A 15,294-nucleotide genomic window follows, 5' to 3' on the forward strand; every position below is an offset into this window, starting at 1 on the left:
TCTCCCGGTTCCTGAACGGTCACGGGTTGGACGTGGCCCGCGGCATTCCGGTTCCGCCCGGCTGGCCGCGGCCGGGAGCAGGCCCCTGGACCAGGCCCGGACCGGGCCCGGATCAGGCTTCGGAGACCCTGCCGTCCGCGACCTCGATGCGCCGGGTGGTGCTCACCGCGTCCAGCATCCGCCGGTCGTGCGTGACCAGCAGCAGCGTGCCGTTGTACGAGGCGAGCGCCGACTCCAGTTGCTCGATCGCGGGCAGGTCCAGGTGGTTGGTCGGCTCGTCGAGGACCAGCAGATTGACGCCGCGGGCCTGCAGCAGGGCCAGCGCGGCACGGGTCCGCTCCCCCGGTGACAGCGTCGCCGCCGGGCGCAGCACGTGGGCGGCCTTGAGGCCGAACTTGGCGAGCAGCGTCCGCACGTCGGCGGGCTCCAGGTCGGGGACCGACAGCGAGAACGCGTCCATCAGCGGTTCCTCGCCGAAGAACAGTCCGCGGGCCTGGTCCACCTCGCCCACGACGACGCCCGGGCCGAGCGCGGCGTTGCCGGCGTCCAGTGGGAGCCGGCCGAGCAGCGCGGCGAGCAGCGTGGACTTGCCGGAGCCGTTGGCGCCGGTGATCGCGACCCGGTCCGCCCAGTCGATCTGCAGGTCCACCGGGCCGAACGTGAAGTCCCCGCGGCGGACCTCGGCGCCGCGCAGCGTCGCCACCACGGCCCCGGACCGGGGCGCCGCGGCGATCTCCATCTTGAGCTCCCACTCCTTGCGGGGCTCGTCGACGACGTCGAGACGTTCGATCATGCGCTGCGTCTGGCGGGCCTTCGCGGCCTGCTTCTCGGACGCCTCGCTGCGGAACTTGCGGCCGATCTTGTCGTTGTCCGTCGCCTTGCGGCGGGCGTTCTTGACGCCCTGGTCCATCCACGAGCGCTGCATCTGTCCGCGCGCTTCGAGGGAGGACTTCTTGTCGGCGAACTCGTCGTACTCCTCGCGGGCGTGCCGGCGGGCGACCTCCCGCTCCTCCAGGTACGCCTCGTAACCGCCGCCGTAGATGTTCACCTGCTGCTGGGCGAGGTCGAGTTCGACGACCTTGGTGACGGTGCGGGTGAGGAACTCGCGGTCGTGGCTGACCACGACGGTGCCGGCGCGCAGCCCCTTGACGAACTTCTCCAGCCGGTCGAGGCCGTCGAGGTCCAGGTCGTTGGTGGGCTCGTCGAGCAGGAACACGTCGTAGCGGCTGAGCAGCAGCGAGGCGAGGCCGGCGCGGGCGGCCTGGCCGCCGGAGAGCGAGGTCATCTGCTGGTCGAGGCCGATGGACAGCCCCAGCGAGGCGGCGACCTCCTCGGAGCGCTCCTCCAGGTCCGCGCCGCCGAGGTCGAGCCAGCGCTCCAGGCCGGTGGAGTACGCGTCGTCGGCGCCGGGCGCCTCGTCGACCAGGGCCTGGGTGGCGGCGTCGAGCGCGCTCTGCGCGGCGGCGACGCCGGTACGGCGGGCCAGGAAGTCCCGTACGGTCTCCCCGGGACGCCGCTCCGGCTCCTGCGGCAGATGGCCGACGGCGGCGCTGGGCGGGCTCAGCCGCAGCACCCCCTGCTCGGGGGTGTCGAGCCCGGCGAGCAGCCGCAGCAGCGTCGACTTGCCGGCGCCGTTGGCACCGACCAGGCCGATGACATCGCCGGGAGCGACGACGAGTTCGAGGCCGGAGAACAGGACACGGTCCCCGTGTCCTGCGGCAAGATCCTTGGCAACAAGAGTGGCACTCATCAGGGAGCAGATCCTATATGCCCAGCAAGAAGGCGATCGTCCGCCGTCCCAGTCCGCGCCTGGCCGAGGGCCTGGTCACGCACATCGAGCGCTCGCCGGTCGATGCCGCCCTCGCGCTGCGGCAGTGGGAGCGCTACACCGCCGTCCTCGCCGAGCACGGCTGGGAGACCGCCGAGGCCGCCCCGGCGGACGACTGCCCGGACGGGGTGTTCGTCGAGGACACCATGGTCGTGTTCCGGAACGTGGCGCTGATCTCACGCCCCGGTGCCCCCTCGCGGCGGCCCGAGACGGCCGGCGCCGAGGCGGCCGCGGTCGCGCTCGGCTGCTCGGTGCAACGGATCCAGGAGCCCGGAACGCTGGAGGGCGGCGACGTCCTGAAGGTCGGGGAGACCATCTACGTCGGCCAGGGCGGGCGCACCAACGCCGAGGGCCTGCGGCAGCTGCGTGCGGCCTTCGAGCCGCTGGGCGCCCGGGTGGTCGGCGTCCCGGTGGCGAAGGTGCTGCACCTGAAATCGGCGGTGACGGCCCTGCCGGACGGAACGATCATCGGCTATCCGCCATTGGTCGACGATTCGGCCATCTTTACGCACTTCCGACCGATGCCGGAGGAGGCTGGGTCACACGTGGTGCTCCTCGGCGGAAACGCGCTGCTCATGGCCGCGAGCGCTCCCCGGAGCGCGGAGCTGCTGAGCGGCCTGGGATACCGGCCGGCGCTGGTCGACATCAGCGAATTCGAGAAGCTGGAGGGCTGCGTCACGTGCTTGTCCGTGCGGCTGCGCGAGCTGTCCGCGCGGAGCTAGCCATTCCGTATCTGTCCGTAGCTGTTCCATACACCCAGCGGGGCGACGGTTGCCTTTTCGGCGACTCATAACCTACGGTTGCGTAACTTACGTCCCCGTAGGTGCCTTGCCAGCCATCAGGAGCCACCGTGACCATCACCGAATCCCACCGTCCCGGATCGGACACATGGAGTGACGCGCGGCTGCTGTACGCCCTGGAAGAGGTCGTGGAGACCGAGCTCAACCGCCACCTCTCCGTAGCCAAGGAATGGATGCCGCACGAGTACGTGCCGTGGAGCGACGGCCGTAACTTCGACGGGATCATGGGCGGCGACGCCTGGGCCCCGGAGCAGTCCAAGGTCACCGACATCGGCCGGATCGCGCTCGTCGTGAACCTGCTCACCGAGGACAACCTCCCGAGCTACCACCACGAGATCGCCTCGCTCTTCGGCCGCGACGGCGCCTGGGGCACCTGGGTGCACCGCTGGACCGCCGAAGAGGGCCGGCACGGCATCGTCATGCGCGACTACCTGCTGACCAGCCGTGCCGTGGACCCGGTCGAGCTGGAGCGCTTCCGCATGATGCACATGTCGGAGGGCTTCGAGTCCGACAACCGGCACAGCATGCTGCACTCGGTGGCGTACGTGGCCTTCCAGGAGCTGGCCACCCGCGTCTCGCACCGCAACACCGGACACCAGTCGGGGGACCCGGTCTGCGACCGGATGCTGGCCCGGATCGCGACCGACGAGAACCTGCACATGGTCTTCTACCGCAACCTGCTGGCGGCGGCGCTGCAGCTCGCTCCGGACCTGACGATGCAGGCCATCCGCGATGTCGTCGTGCAGTTCCGGATGCCCGGTCACGGCATGCCCGGCTTCGAGCGGGCGGCGGCCCGGATGGCCATCGGCGGCATCTACAACCTGCGCATCCACCATGACGACGTGCTGCAGCCGGTGCTGCGCCACCTCAAGGTCCTCGAGGTCAGCGGCCTGAGCCCGGAGGGACTGCGGGCACAGGAAGAGCTGGGCATGTTCATGGGCGGCCTCAACGACCAGGCCGTGAAGTTCGACGAGCGCAAGCTCGCGCTCGAGGCACGCCGGGCGGCCCGCGCCTCCTGACGCCCGGCCGGGTGGCGGCGCGGCAACTGCCCCTCGGATCAGCGCGTGAACGCGACACCGCTCGCACCGCCGCGTGAACGCAACACCGCTCCACCGTCGCGTGAACGCGACACCGCTCGCACCGCCCATCGCCCCTGCGTACCAGCGCGGGGGCGATGGGCGGTTTTCGTGCGCGGTCAGAAAATCATGCATGCACGCTTGATTGTTCTTGGCGGCACTGCCAGTCTCTGACGCACAACGTTGCTGACCGGGTGTCAACAAGGGGTGGTCATGGCCGATCCACTGTCCGTGCTCGTCGACCTGCGGGCCGAGAGCGAAGACCTCGACCGGCTGGTGGCGCCGCTCCCGGCGGCCCGCTGGGCGGCGCCCACCCCCGCCGAGGGCTGGACGATCGCCCACCAGATCGCCCACCTCGCCTGGACCGACGGCGTCGCGCTGCTCTCGGTGACCGACCCCGAGGAGTTCGCCCGGGAGACCGAGCGGGCCGCCGCGACCTTCGGGACGTTCGTCGACGACGAGGCCCGCAAGGGTGCGTCGCTGCCGCCGGCCGAGCTGCTGAACCGCTGGCGCACCGGACGCCAGGCCCTGCTCGACGCCCTGACCGCCCAGCCGCCCGGCACCCGTTTCCCCTGGTACGGGCCCCCGATGAGCGCCGCCTCGATGGCCACCGGACGGCTGATGGAGACCTGGGCACACGGCCAGGACGTCGCCGACGGCCTGGACGTCCGGCGCGAGCCGACCGGCCGGCTGCGGCACGTGGCCCGGATCGGCGTGCGGGCCCGCGACTACGCGTACTTCGTACGGGGACTGAAGCCGCCCGCCGAGGAGTTCCGGGTCGAGCTGACGGCGCCCGACGGCGAGCTGTGGACGTACGGGCCGGAGGACGCCGCGCAGCGGGTGACCGGTCCCCTGATCGACTTCTGTCTGCTGGCCACCCAGCGCAGGCACCGCGACGACCTCGCCGTACGCGCCGAGGGCGAGGACGCGGACCGGTGGCTGGAGATCGCTCAGGCCTTCGCGGGCCCGGCAGGACCGGGGCGGCAGCCGGAGTCCCCGACGCGGCCGCGGCCCGTGGACCGGCCCGGATCCGTGGACGCGCCAGGGTCGGCGGACACCGCGGCCGAGGACGGGGCCGGCGCATGACCCTCCTGGACACCGCGGACGAGGAGTACACGGCGAACCGCGCGACCATGCTCGCCCGGCTCGCGGAGGTCGACGCCGCGCACACCACCGCGATCGGCGGCGGCGGAGCGAAGTACGTGGAGCGGCACCGCAAGCGCGGCAAGCTGCTCGCCCGCGAGCGCATCGAGCTGCTGCTCGACCCGGACACCCCGTTCCTCGAACTCTCACCGCTGGCCGCCTGGGGCAGCGACTACCCGGTGGGCGCTTCGCTGGTCACGGGCATCGGCGTCGTGGAGGGCGTCGAGTGCCTGATCACCGCCAGCGACCCGACCGTGCGCGGCGGCGCCAGCAACCCGTGGACGCTGAAGAAGGCGCTGCGCGCCAACGAGATCGCCTTCGCCAACCGGTTGCCGGTGATCAGTCTCGTCGAGTCCGGCGGCGCCGATCTCCCCAGCCAGAAGGAGATCTTCATACCCGGCGGCGCGCTGTTCCGGGATCTGACGCGGCTGTCGGCCGCCGGCATCCCGACCATCGCCGTCGTCTTCGGCAACTCGACCGCCGGCGGCGCGTACATCCCCGGCATGTCGGACCACGTGATCATGGTCAAGGACCGGTCGAAGGTCTTCCTCGGCGGGCCGCCGCTGGTCAAGATGGCGACCGGCGAGGAGAGCGACGACGAGTCGCTGGGTGGCGCCGACATGCACGCCCGGGTCTCCGGCCTCGCCGACTACTACGCCCTCGACGAGCCCGACGCCCTGCGGACCGCGCGCCGCGTCGTCTCCCGGCTCAACTGGCGCAAGCAGGGCCCGGCCCCACGGGCGTCCGTCGAGCCGCCGCTGCACGACGAGGACGAGCTGCTCGGCATCGTCCCCGGCGATCTGCGGACCCCCTTCGACCCGCGCGAGGTCATCACCCGCGTCGTCGACGGCTCGCGGTTCGACGAGTTCAAGCCGCTGTACGGGCCGAGCCTGGCCACCGGCTGGGCCGAGGTGCACGGCTACCCCGTCGGGATCCTCGCCAACGCGCAGGGCGTGCTGTTCAGCGCCGAGTCGCAGAAGGCGGCGCAGTTCATCCAGCTCGCCAACCAGCGGGACATCCCGCTGCTCTTCCTGCACAACACCACCGGCTACATGGTCGGCAAGGAGTACGAGCAGGCCGGGATCATCAAGCACGGCGCCATGATGATCAACGCGGTCGCCAACTCCAGGGTCCCGCATCTGTCGGTCCTGATGGGCGCGAGCTACGGCGCCGGCCACTACGGCATGTGCGGCCGGGCCTTCGACCCGCGCTTCCTCTTCGCGTGGCCCAGCGCCAAATCCGCCGTGATGGGGCCCGCCCAGCTCGCCGGAGTGCTCTCGATCGTCGCCCGCCAGTCGGCGGCGGCGAAGGGGATGCCGTACGACGACGAGGCGGACGCCGCGCTGCGCGCCATGGTCGAGCAGCAGATCGAGTCCGAGTCGCTCCCGATGTTCCTGTCCGGACGGCTCTACGACGACGGCGTCATCGACCCGCGCGACACGCGGACCGTACTCGGCCTGTGCCTGTCCGCCGTGCACGGCGCGCCCGTCGAGGGCGCGCGTGGCGGCTTCGGCGTCTTCCGGATGTGAGGGCAGTGATGCCGGATGTGAGGGCAGTGATGATCGAGTCCGTTCTGGTGGCCAACCGCGGCGAAATCGCCCGGCGGGTCTTCCGCACCTGCCGTGACCTGGGGATCGCCACGGTCGCGGTGTACTCCGACGCGGACGCCGGCGCCCCGCACGTACGGGAGGCCGACACCGCCGTACGCCTGCCGGGAAACACTCCCGCCGACACGTATCTGCGCGGCGATCTGATCGTCGCGGCCGCCAAGGCGGCGGGCGCGGACGCCGTCCACCCCGGATACGGCTTCCTCTCCGAGAACGCCGGCTTCGCCCAGGCCGTGCTCGACGCGGGGCTGGTCTGGATCGGCCCGACCCCCGGCGTGATCGAGTCCATGGGGTCCAAGACCCGCGCCAAGAGCATCATGTCGGCGGCCTCCGTTCCGGTGCTGACCGGTCTGCGGCCCGAGTCGATCGGCCCGGACGACCTCCCGGTGCTGGTGAAGGCGGCGGCCGGCGGCGGCGGGCGCGGCATGCGGATCGTGCGTGATCTCGCGCTGCTGGAGGAGGAGTTGGCCGCGGCGCGTGCCGAGGCGGCCTCGGCCTTCGGAGACGGTGAGGTCTTCGTCGAACCGTTCGTGGAGACGGGCCGGCACATCGAGGTGCAGGTCCTCGCGGACACCCATGGAACGGTGTGGACGCTCGGCGAACGCGACTGTTCGGTGCAGCGGCGGCACCAGAAGGTGATCGAGGAGACCCCGGCCCCCGGCATCGGCGACGAGCTGCGCCGTACGCTGCACGACGCGGCCGCGGCGGCCGCCCGTGCGATCGGCTACACCGGCGCCGGGACCGTCGAGTTCCTGGTGGCGCCGGGCGGTCGGCCGTTCTTCCTGGAGGTGAACACCCGCCTCCAGGTCGAACACCCGGTCACCGAATGTGTGACCGGACTCGACCTCGTACAGCTCCAGTTGCGGATCGCCGAGGGCGCCGCGCTGCCGGCGGAGCCGCCCGCTCCGCAGGGCCACGCGATCGAGGCCCGCCTGTACGCCGAGGACCCGGCACGCGGCTGGCAGCCGCAGTCCGGCGTCCTGCACCGGATCGAACTGCCCGAACTCCCCGGACTGCGGCTCGACTCAGGAGTGGAGAGCGGCGACACCATCGGTGTGCACTACGACCCGATGCTCGCCAAGGTCATCGCCTGGGCAGACACCCGGGACGAGGCCGTACGGCTGCTCGCCCGCGCCCTGGAACGGGCCCGGCTGCACGGCCCGGTCACCAACCGGGAGCTGCTGGTGCGCGTGCTGCGGCACCCGGAGTTCGCCGCGGGCCGGCACTCCACCGCGTTCCTGGAACAGCACAGCTCGGTCCTGGCCGGGGACGGCGCGGACACCGGTCAGGTACGGCTGGCGGCGCTCGCCGCCGCGCTGTCCGACGCCTCGGGCCGCTCCGCGTTCGGCGGCTGGCGAAACGTCCCTTCCCAGTCGCAGACCAAGAGTTACGCGACGGTGCCCGGCGCCGAGCCGTACGAGGTCCGGTACCGCCTCACCCGCTCCGGCCTGGACGCCCCGGACCATCCGGGGGTGCGGCTGCTGCACGCGGAGCGCGGGCACGTCGTCCTGGCGGCGGACGGGGTACGCCGCGCGTTCGACGTGGCGGTCTACGGCGACCGGGTCCATGTCGACTGCGCCCTCGGCGCGTTCGCGTTCACCGCACTGCCGCGCTTCCCGGAACCGGTCAGCGGCACCGAGCCGGGCTCACTGCTCGCTCCCATGCCCGGCACCGTCATCCGGATCGGTGAATTCGCCGTCGGCGACCACGTCGAAGCGGGCCGCCCGCTGCTCTGGCTCGAAGCGATGAAGATGGAGCACCGGATCACCGCTCCCGCCTCGGGAACGCTCACCGCACTGAACGCCGAGGTCGGCCGCCAGGTCGACGTCGGCGCCGTACTCGCCGTCGTCAAGGAGGAAGCACGCCCATGACCACCAGCCAAGGCACCTTCGACAGCGCACTCCTGGAAAGCGACGAGCGGCGCGCCCTGCGTGCCGCCGTCGGGGATCTCGGCCGCCGCTACGGCCGCGACTACTTCACCGCGGCCGTTCGCGCGGGGAAGCAGACCGACGAGCTGTGGCGGGAGGCCGGCGCGCTCGGCTATCTCGGGGTGAACCTCCCCGAGGAGTACGGCGGAGGAGGCGGTGGCATGGCCGAACTCTCCATAGTCCTGGAGGAGTTGGGTGCGGCCGGCTGCCCGCTGCTGCTACTCATTGTCTCCCCCGCCATCTGCGGCACCGTCATCGCCCGCTTCGGCACCGAGGAGCAGAAGCGCCGCTGGCTGCCGGGGCTGTCGGACGGGTCGCTGCGGATGGCTTTCGGCATCACCGAGCCCGAGGCCGGCTCCAACTCGCACCGCATCACCACCACCGCCCGCCGCGACGGCGACGACTGGCTGCTGACCGGGCGCAAGGTCTTCATCTCGGGCGTGGACATCGCGGACGCCACGCTCATCGTCGGCCGCACCGAGGACGCGCGCACCGGCAAGCTCAAGCCGTGTCTGTTCATCGTCGACCGCGAGACACCGGGGTTCGAGTACCGGCAGATAGAGATGGAACTCGGCGCTCCCGAGAAGCAGTTCCAGCTCTTCCTCGACGATGTACGGCTGCCGGCCGACGCCCTCGTCGGCGACGAGGACGCCGGGCTGCTGCAGCTGTTCGCGGGCCTCAACCCGGAGCGGATCATGACCGCCGCGTTCTCGCTGGGCATGGGCCGGTTCGCCCTGGACAAGGCCGTCGAGTACGCCCGCACCCGCCAGGTGTGGCAGTCCCCCATCGGCGCCCACCAGGCGATAGCCCACCCGCTCGCGGTCGCCCACATCGAGCTGGAACTCGCCCGGCTGATGATGCAGAAGGCCGCCTACCTCTACGACGCGGGCGACGACATGGGGGCGGGCGAGGCCGCCAACATGGCGAAGTACGCGGCCGCCGAGGCCGGGGCCAAGGCCGTCGACCAGGCCGTGCACACACTCGGCGGCAACGGGCTCACCACCGAGTACGGGCTGGCCGCCCTGCTCACCGCGTCCCGTGTGGGCCGGATCGCTCCGGTCAGCCGTGAGATGATCCTCAACTTCGTCTCGCACCACACCCTGGGCCTGCCCAAGTCCTACTGACATCCACCCATTCACGGTGATTCGCACCGAGTCCGGGGCCCGGAGTCCTTCCGGGCCCGACGAGTCCCGCCGGGCCCGCCGCGGCCTGCCGATCCGCATGGAGGAGACCGATCGTGTCCGACGCGCCCTTCGTACGCCGCGACCACCAGCGCGGTATCGCCCTGCTCACCCTGGACTCGCCGCACAACCGCAACGCCCTGTCGGCCCGTCTGGTCACCGAGCTGCGCGAGGGGCTCGACGAGGCGGTCAATGACCCCGGCGTCCGCGCGATCCTGCTCACCCACACCGGGAGCACGTTCTGCGCGGGCGCCGACCTCAAGGACCCGGCCGCCGGCGGGCCGCTCGGCCTGGCGGAGCTGCTGCGGAGCATCGTCGAGTCGCCCAAGCCCGTGGTCGCCGAGGTCACCGGCCACGCACGGGCCGGCGGTCTCGGACTGCTCGCGGCGTGCGACATATCGGTGGCCGGCGAGGGAGCGACCTTCGCCTTCACCGAGGCGCGGCTCGGCCTGGCCCCGGCCGTCATCTCGCTGACCGTGCTGCCCCGCACCGACCCGCGTGCCGCCGCCCGCTACTACCTGACGGGCGAGGTCTTCGACGCGGCGGAGGCCGTCAGGATCGGCCTGGTGAGCGCGACCGCCGACGCGCTGGACGGCATCCTCGACGGTCTGCGGGCCGCCTCGCCGCAGGGTCTCGCCGAGTCCAAACGGCTCACCACCGCCGAGGTGCTGCGCACCTTCGACCGGGACACGGCGGCGCTGGCCGAACGGTCCGCCCGCCTCTTCGCCTCGCCCGAGGCGGCGGAGGGGATACGGTCCTTCGCCGAACGCCGGAGCCCGTCATGGGCGTGGTGACCACCCGGGCCCCCAAACAGGACCGCAGCCGCGCCACCCGGCGGAAGCTGCTGGAGGCGGCCGTGTCCTGCCTGGCGGAACGCGGCTGGAGCGGCAGCACCGTCGCCGCCGTCGCCGAACGCGCCGGGGTCACCCGGGGCGCGGCCCAGCACCACTTCCCGACCCGGGAGGACCTCTTCACCGCCGCGATCGAGCATGTCGCGGAGGAGTGGCTGGACGCCGTCCGGGAGCGGGCCCGCGCGCTGCCCCGTGACGGCGCGTCCCGTACCCGCGCCGTGGTCGACATGCTCGTCGGCGTCTACACCGGCCCGCTGTTCCGCGCCGCGCTCCACCTGTGGGTCGCGGCCGCGGACGAGGAACAGCTGCGGCCCCGGGTCAACGCCCTGGAGGCCCGGATAGGCCGTGAGGCCCACCGGCTCGCGGTGGAGTTCCTGGACGCCGACGAATCCGTCGAGGGCGTCCGTGAATCCGTCCAGGCGACCCTGGACATGGCCCGCGGCCTCGGCCTCGCCAACCTGCTCAGCGACGACTCGGCACGCCGCGCGGGCATCGTCCGGCAGTGGTCCAGCATCCTGGACACCGTCATCCGCACCCGTCCGGAGCAGCCGCCGGGGTCGTGACGGCGGCGTTCCGCGCTCGGCGGATGATCACGGGCATGGGCGCGCACGGCAGGCGGGCTGTCGGACCCCGGCCCTACCATCGATCACAGACAGCCACGGTCCGCCGCCGAGCCCCTGGAGTCGCCATGCCCCGCCGCGCCCACGACCCGCTCGCCGTCCGCGGAAAGGTCCGCGAGTTCGCCCTGCGGTTGCCGGAGGCGGTCGAGGAGTTCCCCTGGGGCGAGTCCGTCATCAAGGTCAACAAGAAGGTCTTCGTCTTCCTCGGCGTCGAGGACGGCAGCTATCCGCCGGCCATCACCGTGAAGCTCAAGGACGAGGACGTGCACGCCCACGCGATGACCGCTCCCGGCGCGGAACCGGCCGGGTACGGCCTGGGCAAGGCGGGCTGGGTCCGGATCCCGCTGGACGAGGGCGTCCCGTCCGCGGAGCTGTTGTCGGACTGGACGGAGGAGAGCTATCGCGTGATCGCCCCCAAGCGGCTCGTCAAGGAGCTGGACGGGCCGCCGGCCCCGTGACGGCGTCGACGAGCGCGGTGAGCGCCCGCACCACCGCGGACAGACCGTCGGTGGGCGCTCCGCCCGGCTCGGTCATATAGAGGTCCCGGCGGATCTCGATCATGAGCGCCGACACCTCGGTGCGGTGGCCGTAGTGCTTGAGCGGGACGTAGCAGCCCGCGAACGGGGTGTTGAGGCCCAGCTCACCGCAGTCCGCGAAGGCCCGGCGGGCGGCGTCGAGCAGCCAGGGCGGGGTGTGGTGCTCGTCCGTGCCCAGGCAGATGGCGGGGCGGGCGCCGGCCGCGTGCAGTTCGTAGGGCAGCGGCCGGGACGGGTACGAGTGCACGTCGATGATGACGGCGCGGCAGGCGGCGGCGAGGCGGCCGTCGATCAGCTCGGTGAAGGCGGCCGCGTACGGGTCGAAGTGCTCGGCGAGCAGCTCCCGTTCGTGGTCGGGGTCCTCGTCGCGCAGCCGCCCGCGCTGCGAGGTGCCGGTGTAGACCGCGCCCATGCCCACCGCCCGCATCTCCTCCCGCTCGTCGGGGAATCGCTCGGGGTCGACGACGAGGCGCGAGAGCAGATTGGCGTGCGTCCAGGGCGTGACGGCGGCGCCGTCCGCGGCCCGGCCGGCGATGAGGTCGGTATGGGCGTCCGTCATGTGGTCCAGCTCCCGCGACAGCTGGGCGTCGTCCAGCAGAACGCTCCCTCGTGCGGCGGGAGTCAGCGTCCGTGAACTGTGCGGGACATGGAGGACGACGGGCGATCGGTCGGCACCGGGGCTCTGCTCATACATCGGTCCGGTATATCCCAACGGATCTTCCCGATCACCTGCTTTGCGGCGTCGCCACCCACCCGGCACCGGCACATGACAAAGCAGCAGGCCCGGTGCTTGCGCACCGGGCCCGCTGTGTAAGTAGCGGGAACAGGATTTGAACCTGTGACCTCTGGGTTATGAGCCCAGCGAGCTACCGAGCTGCTCCACCCCGCGTCGGTAAACCTGACTCTACGCGTTGGGTGACGCAGGACCAAATCATTATCCGCGCGGTGCCACGCAACCCGCGCGGTGCTCCCCGGGAGCCGGTACAGCCGGCCCGGCCGGTCAGAGCCGGACCACGACCTGGTCGAGATCCTTGCGGTGGATGTCCGGGACCCGGGCGCCTTCCGCCGGGTACCCGACCGGGATGACGTACGAGGCACGCTCCTCGGGCGGGCGGTCGCAGACGTCGTTCAGGAAGCGCATCGGGCTGGGGGTGTGGGTGAGGGTGGCCAGACCCGCCTGGTGGAGGGAGGCCAGCAGCAGGCCGACGGCGATCCCCACCGACTCCTTGGTGTAGTAGGGCCGGGGCGATTCCGGGCCCTTGTGGACCTCGAAGACGACGATGACGGCCGGGGCGTCCTCGAGGAACGGCTTGTGCCAGTCGGTGCCGATCGGGGCGAGGGCCGTCAGCCACTCCTCGGAGGCCCGGCGCTCGTAGAACTCGCGCTCCTCGGCCTCCGCCGCCTCGCGCAGGGTGCGTTTGCGCTCCGGGTCGGTGAGGACGACGAAACGCCAGGGCTGCACGTTCGCCCCGCTCGGGGCGGTGGCCGCGGTGCGGATCGCCCATTCGACGACGCCCTGCGGGATCGGCCGGGAGGAGAAGTCCCGCACGGTCCGCCGGCTCGCCATGACCTCGTGGAAGGTGCGGCTGCGCGCCTCCGCCTCGTGGGCGGGGACCGTGTGGGGGTGGAGCGGCACCGTGGGATATGCGGAGTCGTCAACCATGGGCATCACCTCAGCACATCGCGCGCCGCCACGGAAGAAGGCATCCGCGGTCCCGCGACCCCCTGCCACCCGGGCGGCGGGCGGCAGGCGGCAGGCGGCAGGCGGCGGGTGGCAGACGGCGGGCGGCAGGCGGCGGGTGGAAAAGGCGTTGCCCGCCCACCACCCCCGGCGTAACGTCGTCGTCGGCCCTGTTGTCGTCGATTGGAGAAGGCCGTTGCGCGTCTGAGGTCATGAGACACCGTGCCCGTGGGATTCCCGCGTGCCCGAGTGCGACCTCGGCAGTGTGACCCGCCTTCCGTTCCGCCAGGGCGTCACCACCCAGTCATCTCCCCTCCGGGGTTGAGCCGCGTCGCGTTCCGGTGTCTCCACAGTTGCCCTCTCATCCAGCAACCAGGAGGCCCTCATGGCATTCACCCCCCTTTCCATCAGCTGCTCCCGTCTCTCCTTCTCCTGGCCGGACGGCACCCCCGTGCTCGACGACTTCGACTTCGCCGCCGGCCCCGGCCGCACCGGCCTGATCGGACTCAACGGCTCGGGGAAGTCGACGCTGCTCCGGCTCATCGCCGGTGAACTGCGCCCGGCCGAGGGGACGGTGAGGGTCTCCGGCGAGATCGGCTACCTGCCGCAGAACGTCTCGCTCGACACGTCCGTCAGGGTCGACACCGCGCTCGGCATCGACGTGACCCGCGCCGCGCTGCACGCGATCGAGGGCGGCGACGCGAGCGAGGAGCACTTCGCCGCGGTCGGCGACGACTGGGACGTGGAAGAACGCGCCCTCGCCACCCTCGACCAGCTCGGCCTCGGCCACATCACCCTCGACCGCACCATCGGCGAGGTGTCGGGCGGCGAGTCGGTGCTGCTGCGGCTGGCCGCGCTGCTGCTGCGCCGGCCGGACGTCCTGCTGCTCGACGAGCCGACCAACAATCTGGACCTGGACGCCCGGCGCCGGCTCCATGAGGCCGTCGCGTCCTGGTCCGGGCTGCTGCTCGTGGTCAGCCACGACCGGGAACTGCTGGAGCTGGTCGACCGGATCGCCGATCTGCGCGGCGGCGAAACGCACTGGTACGGCGGGAACTTCTCGGCGTACGAGGAGGCGCTCGCCGTCGAGCAGGAGGCCGCGGAACGGATGGTGCGGGTGGCCGGGACCGAGATGCGCCGGCAGAAGCGCGACCTGGCCGAGGCCCGGATCAAGCTGGCCCACCGGGCCCGCTACGGCCAGAAGATGTCCGACCAGAAGCGCGAGCCGAAGATCGTGATGAACCAGCGCAAGCGCGACGCCCAGGTCTCCGCAGGCAAGCACCGCATCCTGCACACCGAGAAGCTGGAGGAGGCCAAGGAGCGGTTCGACGAGGCCGTCGAGGCGGTCAGGGACGACGACGAGATCCGCATCGACCTGCCGCACACCGCCGTCCCCGCCGGCCGGACCGTACTGACCCTGCGCGGGCTGGAGGTCCGCTACGGCGCCCGCGCCGACCTGGACGTGCACGGCCCGGAGCGGATCGCGCTCCTCGGCCGCAACGGGGCGGGCAAGTCCACCCTGCTGCGGACGATCGCCGGGCAGCTCGAGCCGGTGGCGGGCGAGGCGGTGGCGCACGTACCGATGCGGTACCTGCCGCAGCGGCTCGACCTGCTCGACGACGGGCTGACGGTCGCGGGCAATGTCGCCCGCTTCGCGCCCGGCGCGACCGACAACCAGATCAGGGCGCGGCTGGCCCGTTTCCTCTTCCGGGGCGGGCGCGCGGACCAGCCGGTCGGCACCCTCTCGGGCGGTGAACGGTTCCGCGTGTCGCTCGCCGCGCTGATGCTCGCCGATCCCGCTCCGCAGCTGCTGATGCTCGACGAGCCGACGAACAATCTGGACCTGGCCAGCGTGCGCCGGCTCACGGCGGCCCTGGCCTCGTACCAGGGAGCGCTGATCGTGGCCGGCCACGATCTTCCGTTCCTGCACGGCATCGGCATCACCCGCTGGCTGCGGCTCGACGGCGAGCTGACGGGCATCGATCCGCCCACCGCCGGCGGGGAGCCGGAGCGGGAGGCGTGGAGGGAGGTGTGAGCTGGAGG

Annotated in this window: 13 protein-coding genes and 1 tRNA gene; 10 read left to right on the forward strand and 4 right to left on the reverse strand. The window is 72.0% G+C overall.

The annotated features are described in order from the left end of the window. Window positions 1-112: 112 nt before the first annotated feature. Window positions 113-1,750, reverse strand: coding sequence for an ABC-F family ATP-binding cassette domain-containing protein (locus LNW73_RS05190; protein WP_250989108.1), 1,638 nt, complete (start codon window positions 1,748-1,750; stop codon window positions 113-115). A 17-nt stretch (window positions 1,751-1,767) separates the two neighbouring features. Here LNW73_RS05190 and ddaH point away from each other — a divergent pair, with 17 nt between their 5' ends. The 9 genes from ddaH to LNW73_RS05235 all read left to right on the forward strand — a co-directional run bounded on the left by ddaH (window position 1,768) and on the right by LNW73_RS05235 (window position 11,492). Beyond that, window positions 1,768-2,550 (forward strand): dimethylargininase, encoded by a 783-nt coding sequence (gene ddaH, locus LNW73_RS05195; RefSeq protein ID WP_250989109.1) that lies wholly within the window; start codon window positions 1,768-1,770, stop codon window positions 2,548-2,550. Window positions 2,551-2,678: 128 nt separating this feature from the next. Then, the gene (locus LNW73_RS05200) at window positions 2,679-3,647 is read left to right on the forward strand and encodes an acyl-ACP desaturase (protein ID WP_250978489.1); all 969 of its coding nucleotides are present in this window, start codon (window positions 2,679-2,681) and stop codon (window positions 3,645-3,647) included. Window positions 3,648-3,917: 270 nt separating this feature from the next. Next, complete coding sequence (locus LNW73_RS05205; RefSeq protein ID WP_250989110.1) at window positions 3,918-4,790, forward strand: TIGR03084 family metal-binding protein; 873 nt, start codon at window positions 3,918-3,920, stop codon at window positions 4,788-4,790. After that, the gene (locus tag LNW73_RS05210; protein WP_250989111.1) at window positions 4,787-6,376 is read left to right on the forward strand and encodes an acyl-CoA carboxylase subunit beta; all 1,590 of its coding nucleotides are present in this window, start codon (window positions 4,787-4,789) and stop codon (window positions 6,374-6,376) included. The genes LNW73_RS05205 and LNW73_RS05210 overlap by 4 nt, the downstream gene beginning before the upstream one ends. Before the next feature lie 29 nt (window positions 6,377-6,405). Continuing rightward, on the forward strand, window positions 6,406-8,325 hold the full coding sequence (locus tag LNW73_RS05215) for an acetyl/propionyl/methylcrotonyl-CoA carboxylase subunit alpha (protein ID WP_250989112.1): 1,920 nt from the start codon (window positions 6,406-6,408) through the stop codon (window positions 8,323-8,325). Then, on the forward strand, window positions 8,322-9,506 hold the full coding sequence (locus LNW73_RS05220) for an acyl-CoA dehydrogenase family protein (protein ID WP_138355743.1): 1,185 nt from the start codon (window positions 8,322-8,324) through the stop codon (window positions 9,504-9,506). Before LNW73_RS05215 ends, LNW73_RS05220 begins: the two co-directional genes overlap by 4 nt. 113 nt (window positions 9,507-9,619) lie before the next feature. Then, complete coding sequence (locus tag LNW73_RS05225; protein ID WP_250989113.1) at window positions 9,620-10,357, forward strand: enoyl-CoA hydratase family protein; 738 nt, start codon at window positions 9,620-9,622, stop codon at window positions 10,355-10,357. Further along, window positions 10,345-10,977, forward strand: a complete 633-nt coding sequence (locus LNW73_RS05230) for a TetR/AcrR family transcriptional regulator (RefSeq protein WP_250989114.1) — start codon at window positions 10,345-10,347, stop codon at window positions 10,975-10,977. Before LNW73_RS05225 ends, LNW73_RS05230 begins: the two co-directional genes overlap by 13 nt. A 125-nt stretch (window positions 10,978-11,102) precedes the next feature. Then, the gene (locus LNW73_RS05235) at window positions 11,103-11,492 is read left to right on the forward strand and encodes an MmcQ/YjbR family DNA-binding protein (RefSeq protein WP_250978483.1); all 390 of its coding nucleotides are present in this window, start codon (window positions 11,103-11,105) and stop codon (window positions 11,490-11,492) included. Here LNW73_RS05235 and LNW73_RS05240 read toward each other — a convergent pair. The 3 genes from LNW73_RS05240 to LNW73_RS05250 all read right to left on the reverse strand — a co-directional run bounded on the left by LNW73_RS05240 (window position 11,461) and on the right by LNW73_RS05250 (window position 13,239). Further along, complete coding sequence (locus LNW73_RS05240) at window positions 11,461-12,264, reverse strand: N-formylglutamate amidohydrolase (protein ID WP_250989115.1); 804 nt, start codon at window positions 12,262-12,264, stop codon at window positions 11,461-11,463. The genes LNW73_RS05235 and LNW73_RS05240 overlap by 32 nt on opposite strands. A 121-nt stretch (window positions 12,265-12,385) precedes the next feature. Beyond that, window positions 12,386-12,459 (reverse strand) — tRNA-Met (locus tag LNW73_RS05245). 111 nt (window positions 12,460-12,570) lie between these two features. Beyond that, window positions 12,571-13,239 carry a nitroreductase family protein gene (locus LNW73_RS05250; protein WP_250978481.1) on the reverse strand — a complete coding sequence of 223 codons (669 nt, stop codon included), beginning with the start codon at window positions 13,237-13,239 and terminating at the stop codon, window positions 12,571-12,573. A gap of 397 nt (window positions 13,240-13,636) precedes the next feature. Here LNW73_RS05250 and LNW73_RS05255 point away from each other — a divergent pair, with 397 nt between their 5' ends. Next, a complete protein-coding gene (locus tag LNW73_RS05255; RefSeq protein ID WP_250989116.1) occupies window positions 13,637-15,286 on the forward strand; it encodes an ABC-F family ATP-binding cassette domain-containing protein in 1,650 nt (549 codons plus the stop codon). Window positions 15,287-15,294: the final 8 nt, after the last annotated feature.

Source organism: Streptomyces sp. RKAG337, from assembly GCF_023701715.1.
GTDB lineage: Bacteria > Actinomycetota > Actinomycetes > Streptomycetales > Streptomycetaceae > Actinacidiphila.

Coding starts and splice junctions, on each gene's coding strand:
- LNW73_RS05190 (WP_250989108.1), bottom strand. CDS start 1,750: ATGAGTGCCACTCTTGTTGCCAAGGATCTTGCCGCAGGACACGGGGAC.
- ddaH (WP_250989109.1), top strand. CDS start 1,768: ATGCCCAGCAAGAAGGCGATCGTCCGCCGTCCCAGTCCGCGCCTGGCC.
- LNW73_RS05205 (WP_250989110.1), top strand. CDS start 3,918: ATGGCCGATCCACTGTCCGTGCTCGTCGACCTGCGGGCCGAGAGCGAA.
- LNW73_RS05210 (WP_250989111.1), top strand. CDS start 4,787: ATGACCCTCCTGGACACCGCGGACGAGGAGTACACGGCGAACCGCGCG.
- LNW73_RS05215 (WP_250989112.1), top strand. CDS start 6,406: ATGATCGAGTCCGTTCTGGTGGCCAACCGCGGCGAAATCGCCCGGCGG.
- LNW73_RS05220 (WP_138355743.1), top strand. CDS start 8,322: ATGACCACCAGCCAAGGCACCTTCGACAGCGCACTCCTGGAAAGCGAC.
- LNW73_RS05230 (WP_250989114.1), top strand. CDS start 10,345: ATGGGCGTGGTGACCACCCGGGCCCCCAAACAGGACCGCAGCCGCGCC.
- LNW73_RS05235 (WP_250978483.1), top strand. CDS start 11,103: ATGCCCCGCCGCGCCCACGACCCGCTCGCCGTCCGCGGAAAGGTCCGC.
- LNW73_RS05240 (WP_250989115.1), bottom strand. CDS start 12,264: ATGTATGAGCAGAGCCCCGGTGCCGACCGATCGCCCGTCGTCCTCCAT.
- LNW73_RS05250 (WP_250978481.1), bottom strand. CDS start 13,239: ATGCCCATGGTTGACGACTCCGCATATCCCACGGTGCCGCTCCACCCC.
- LNW73_RS05255 (WP_250989116.1), top strand. CDS start 13,637: ATGGCATTCACCCCCCTTTCCATCAGCTGCTCCCGTCTCTCCTTCTCC.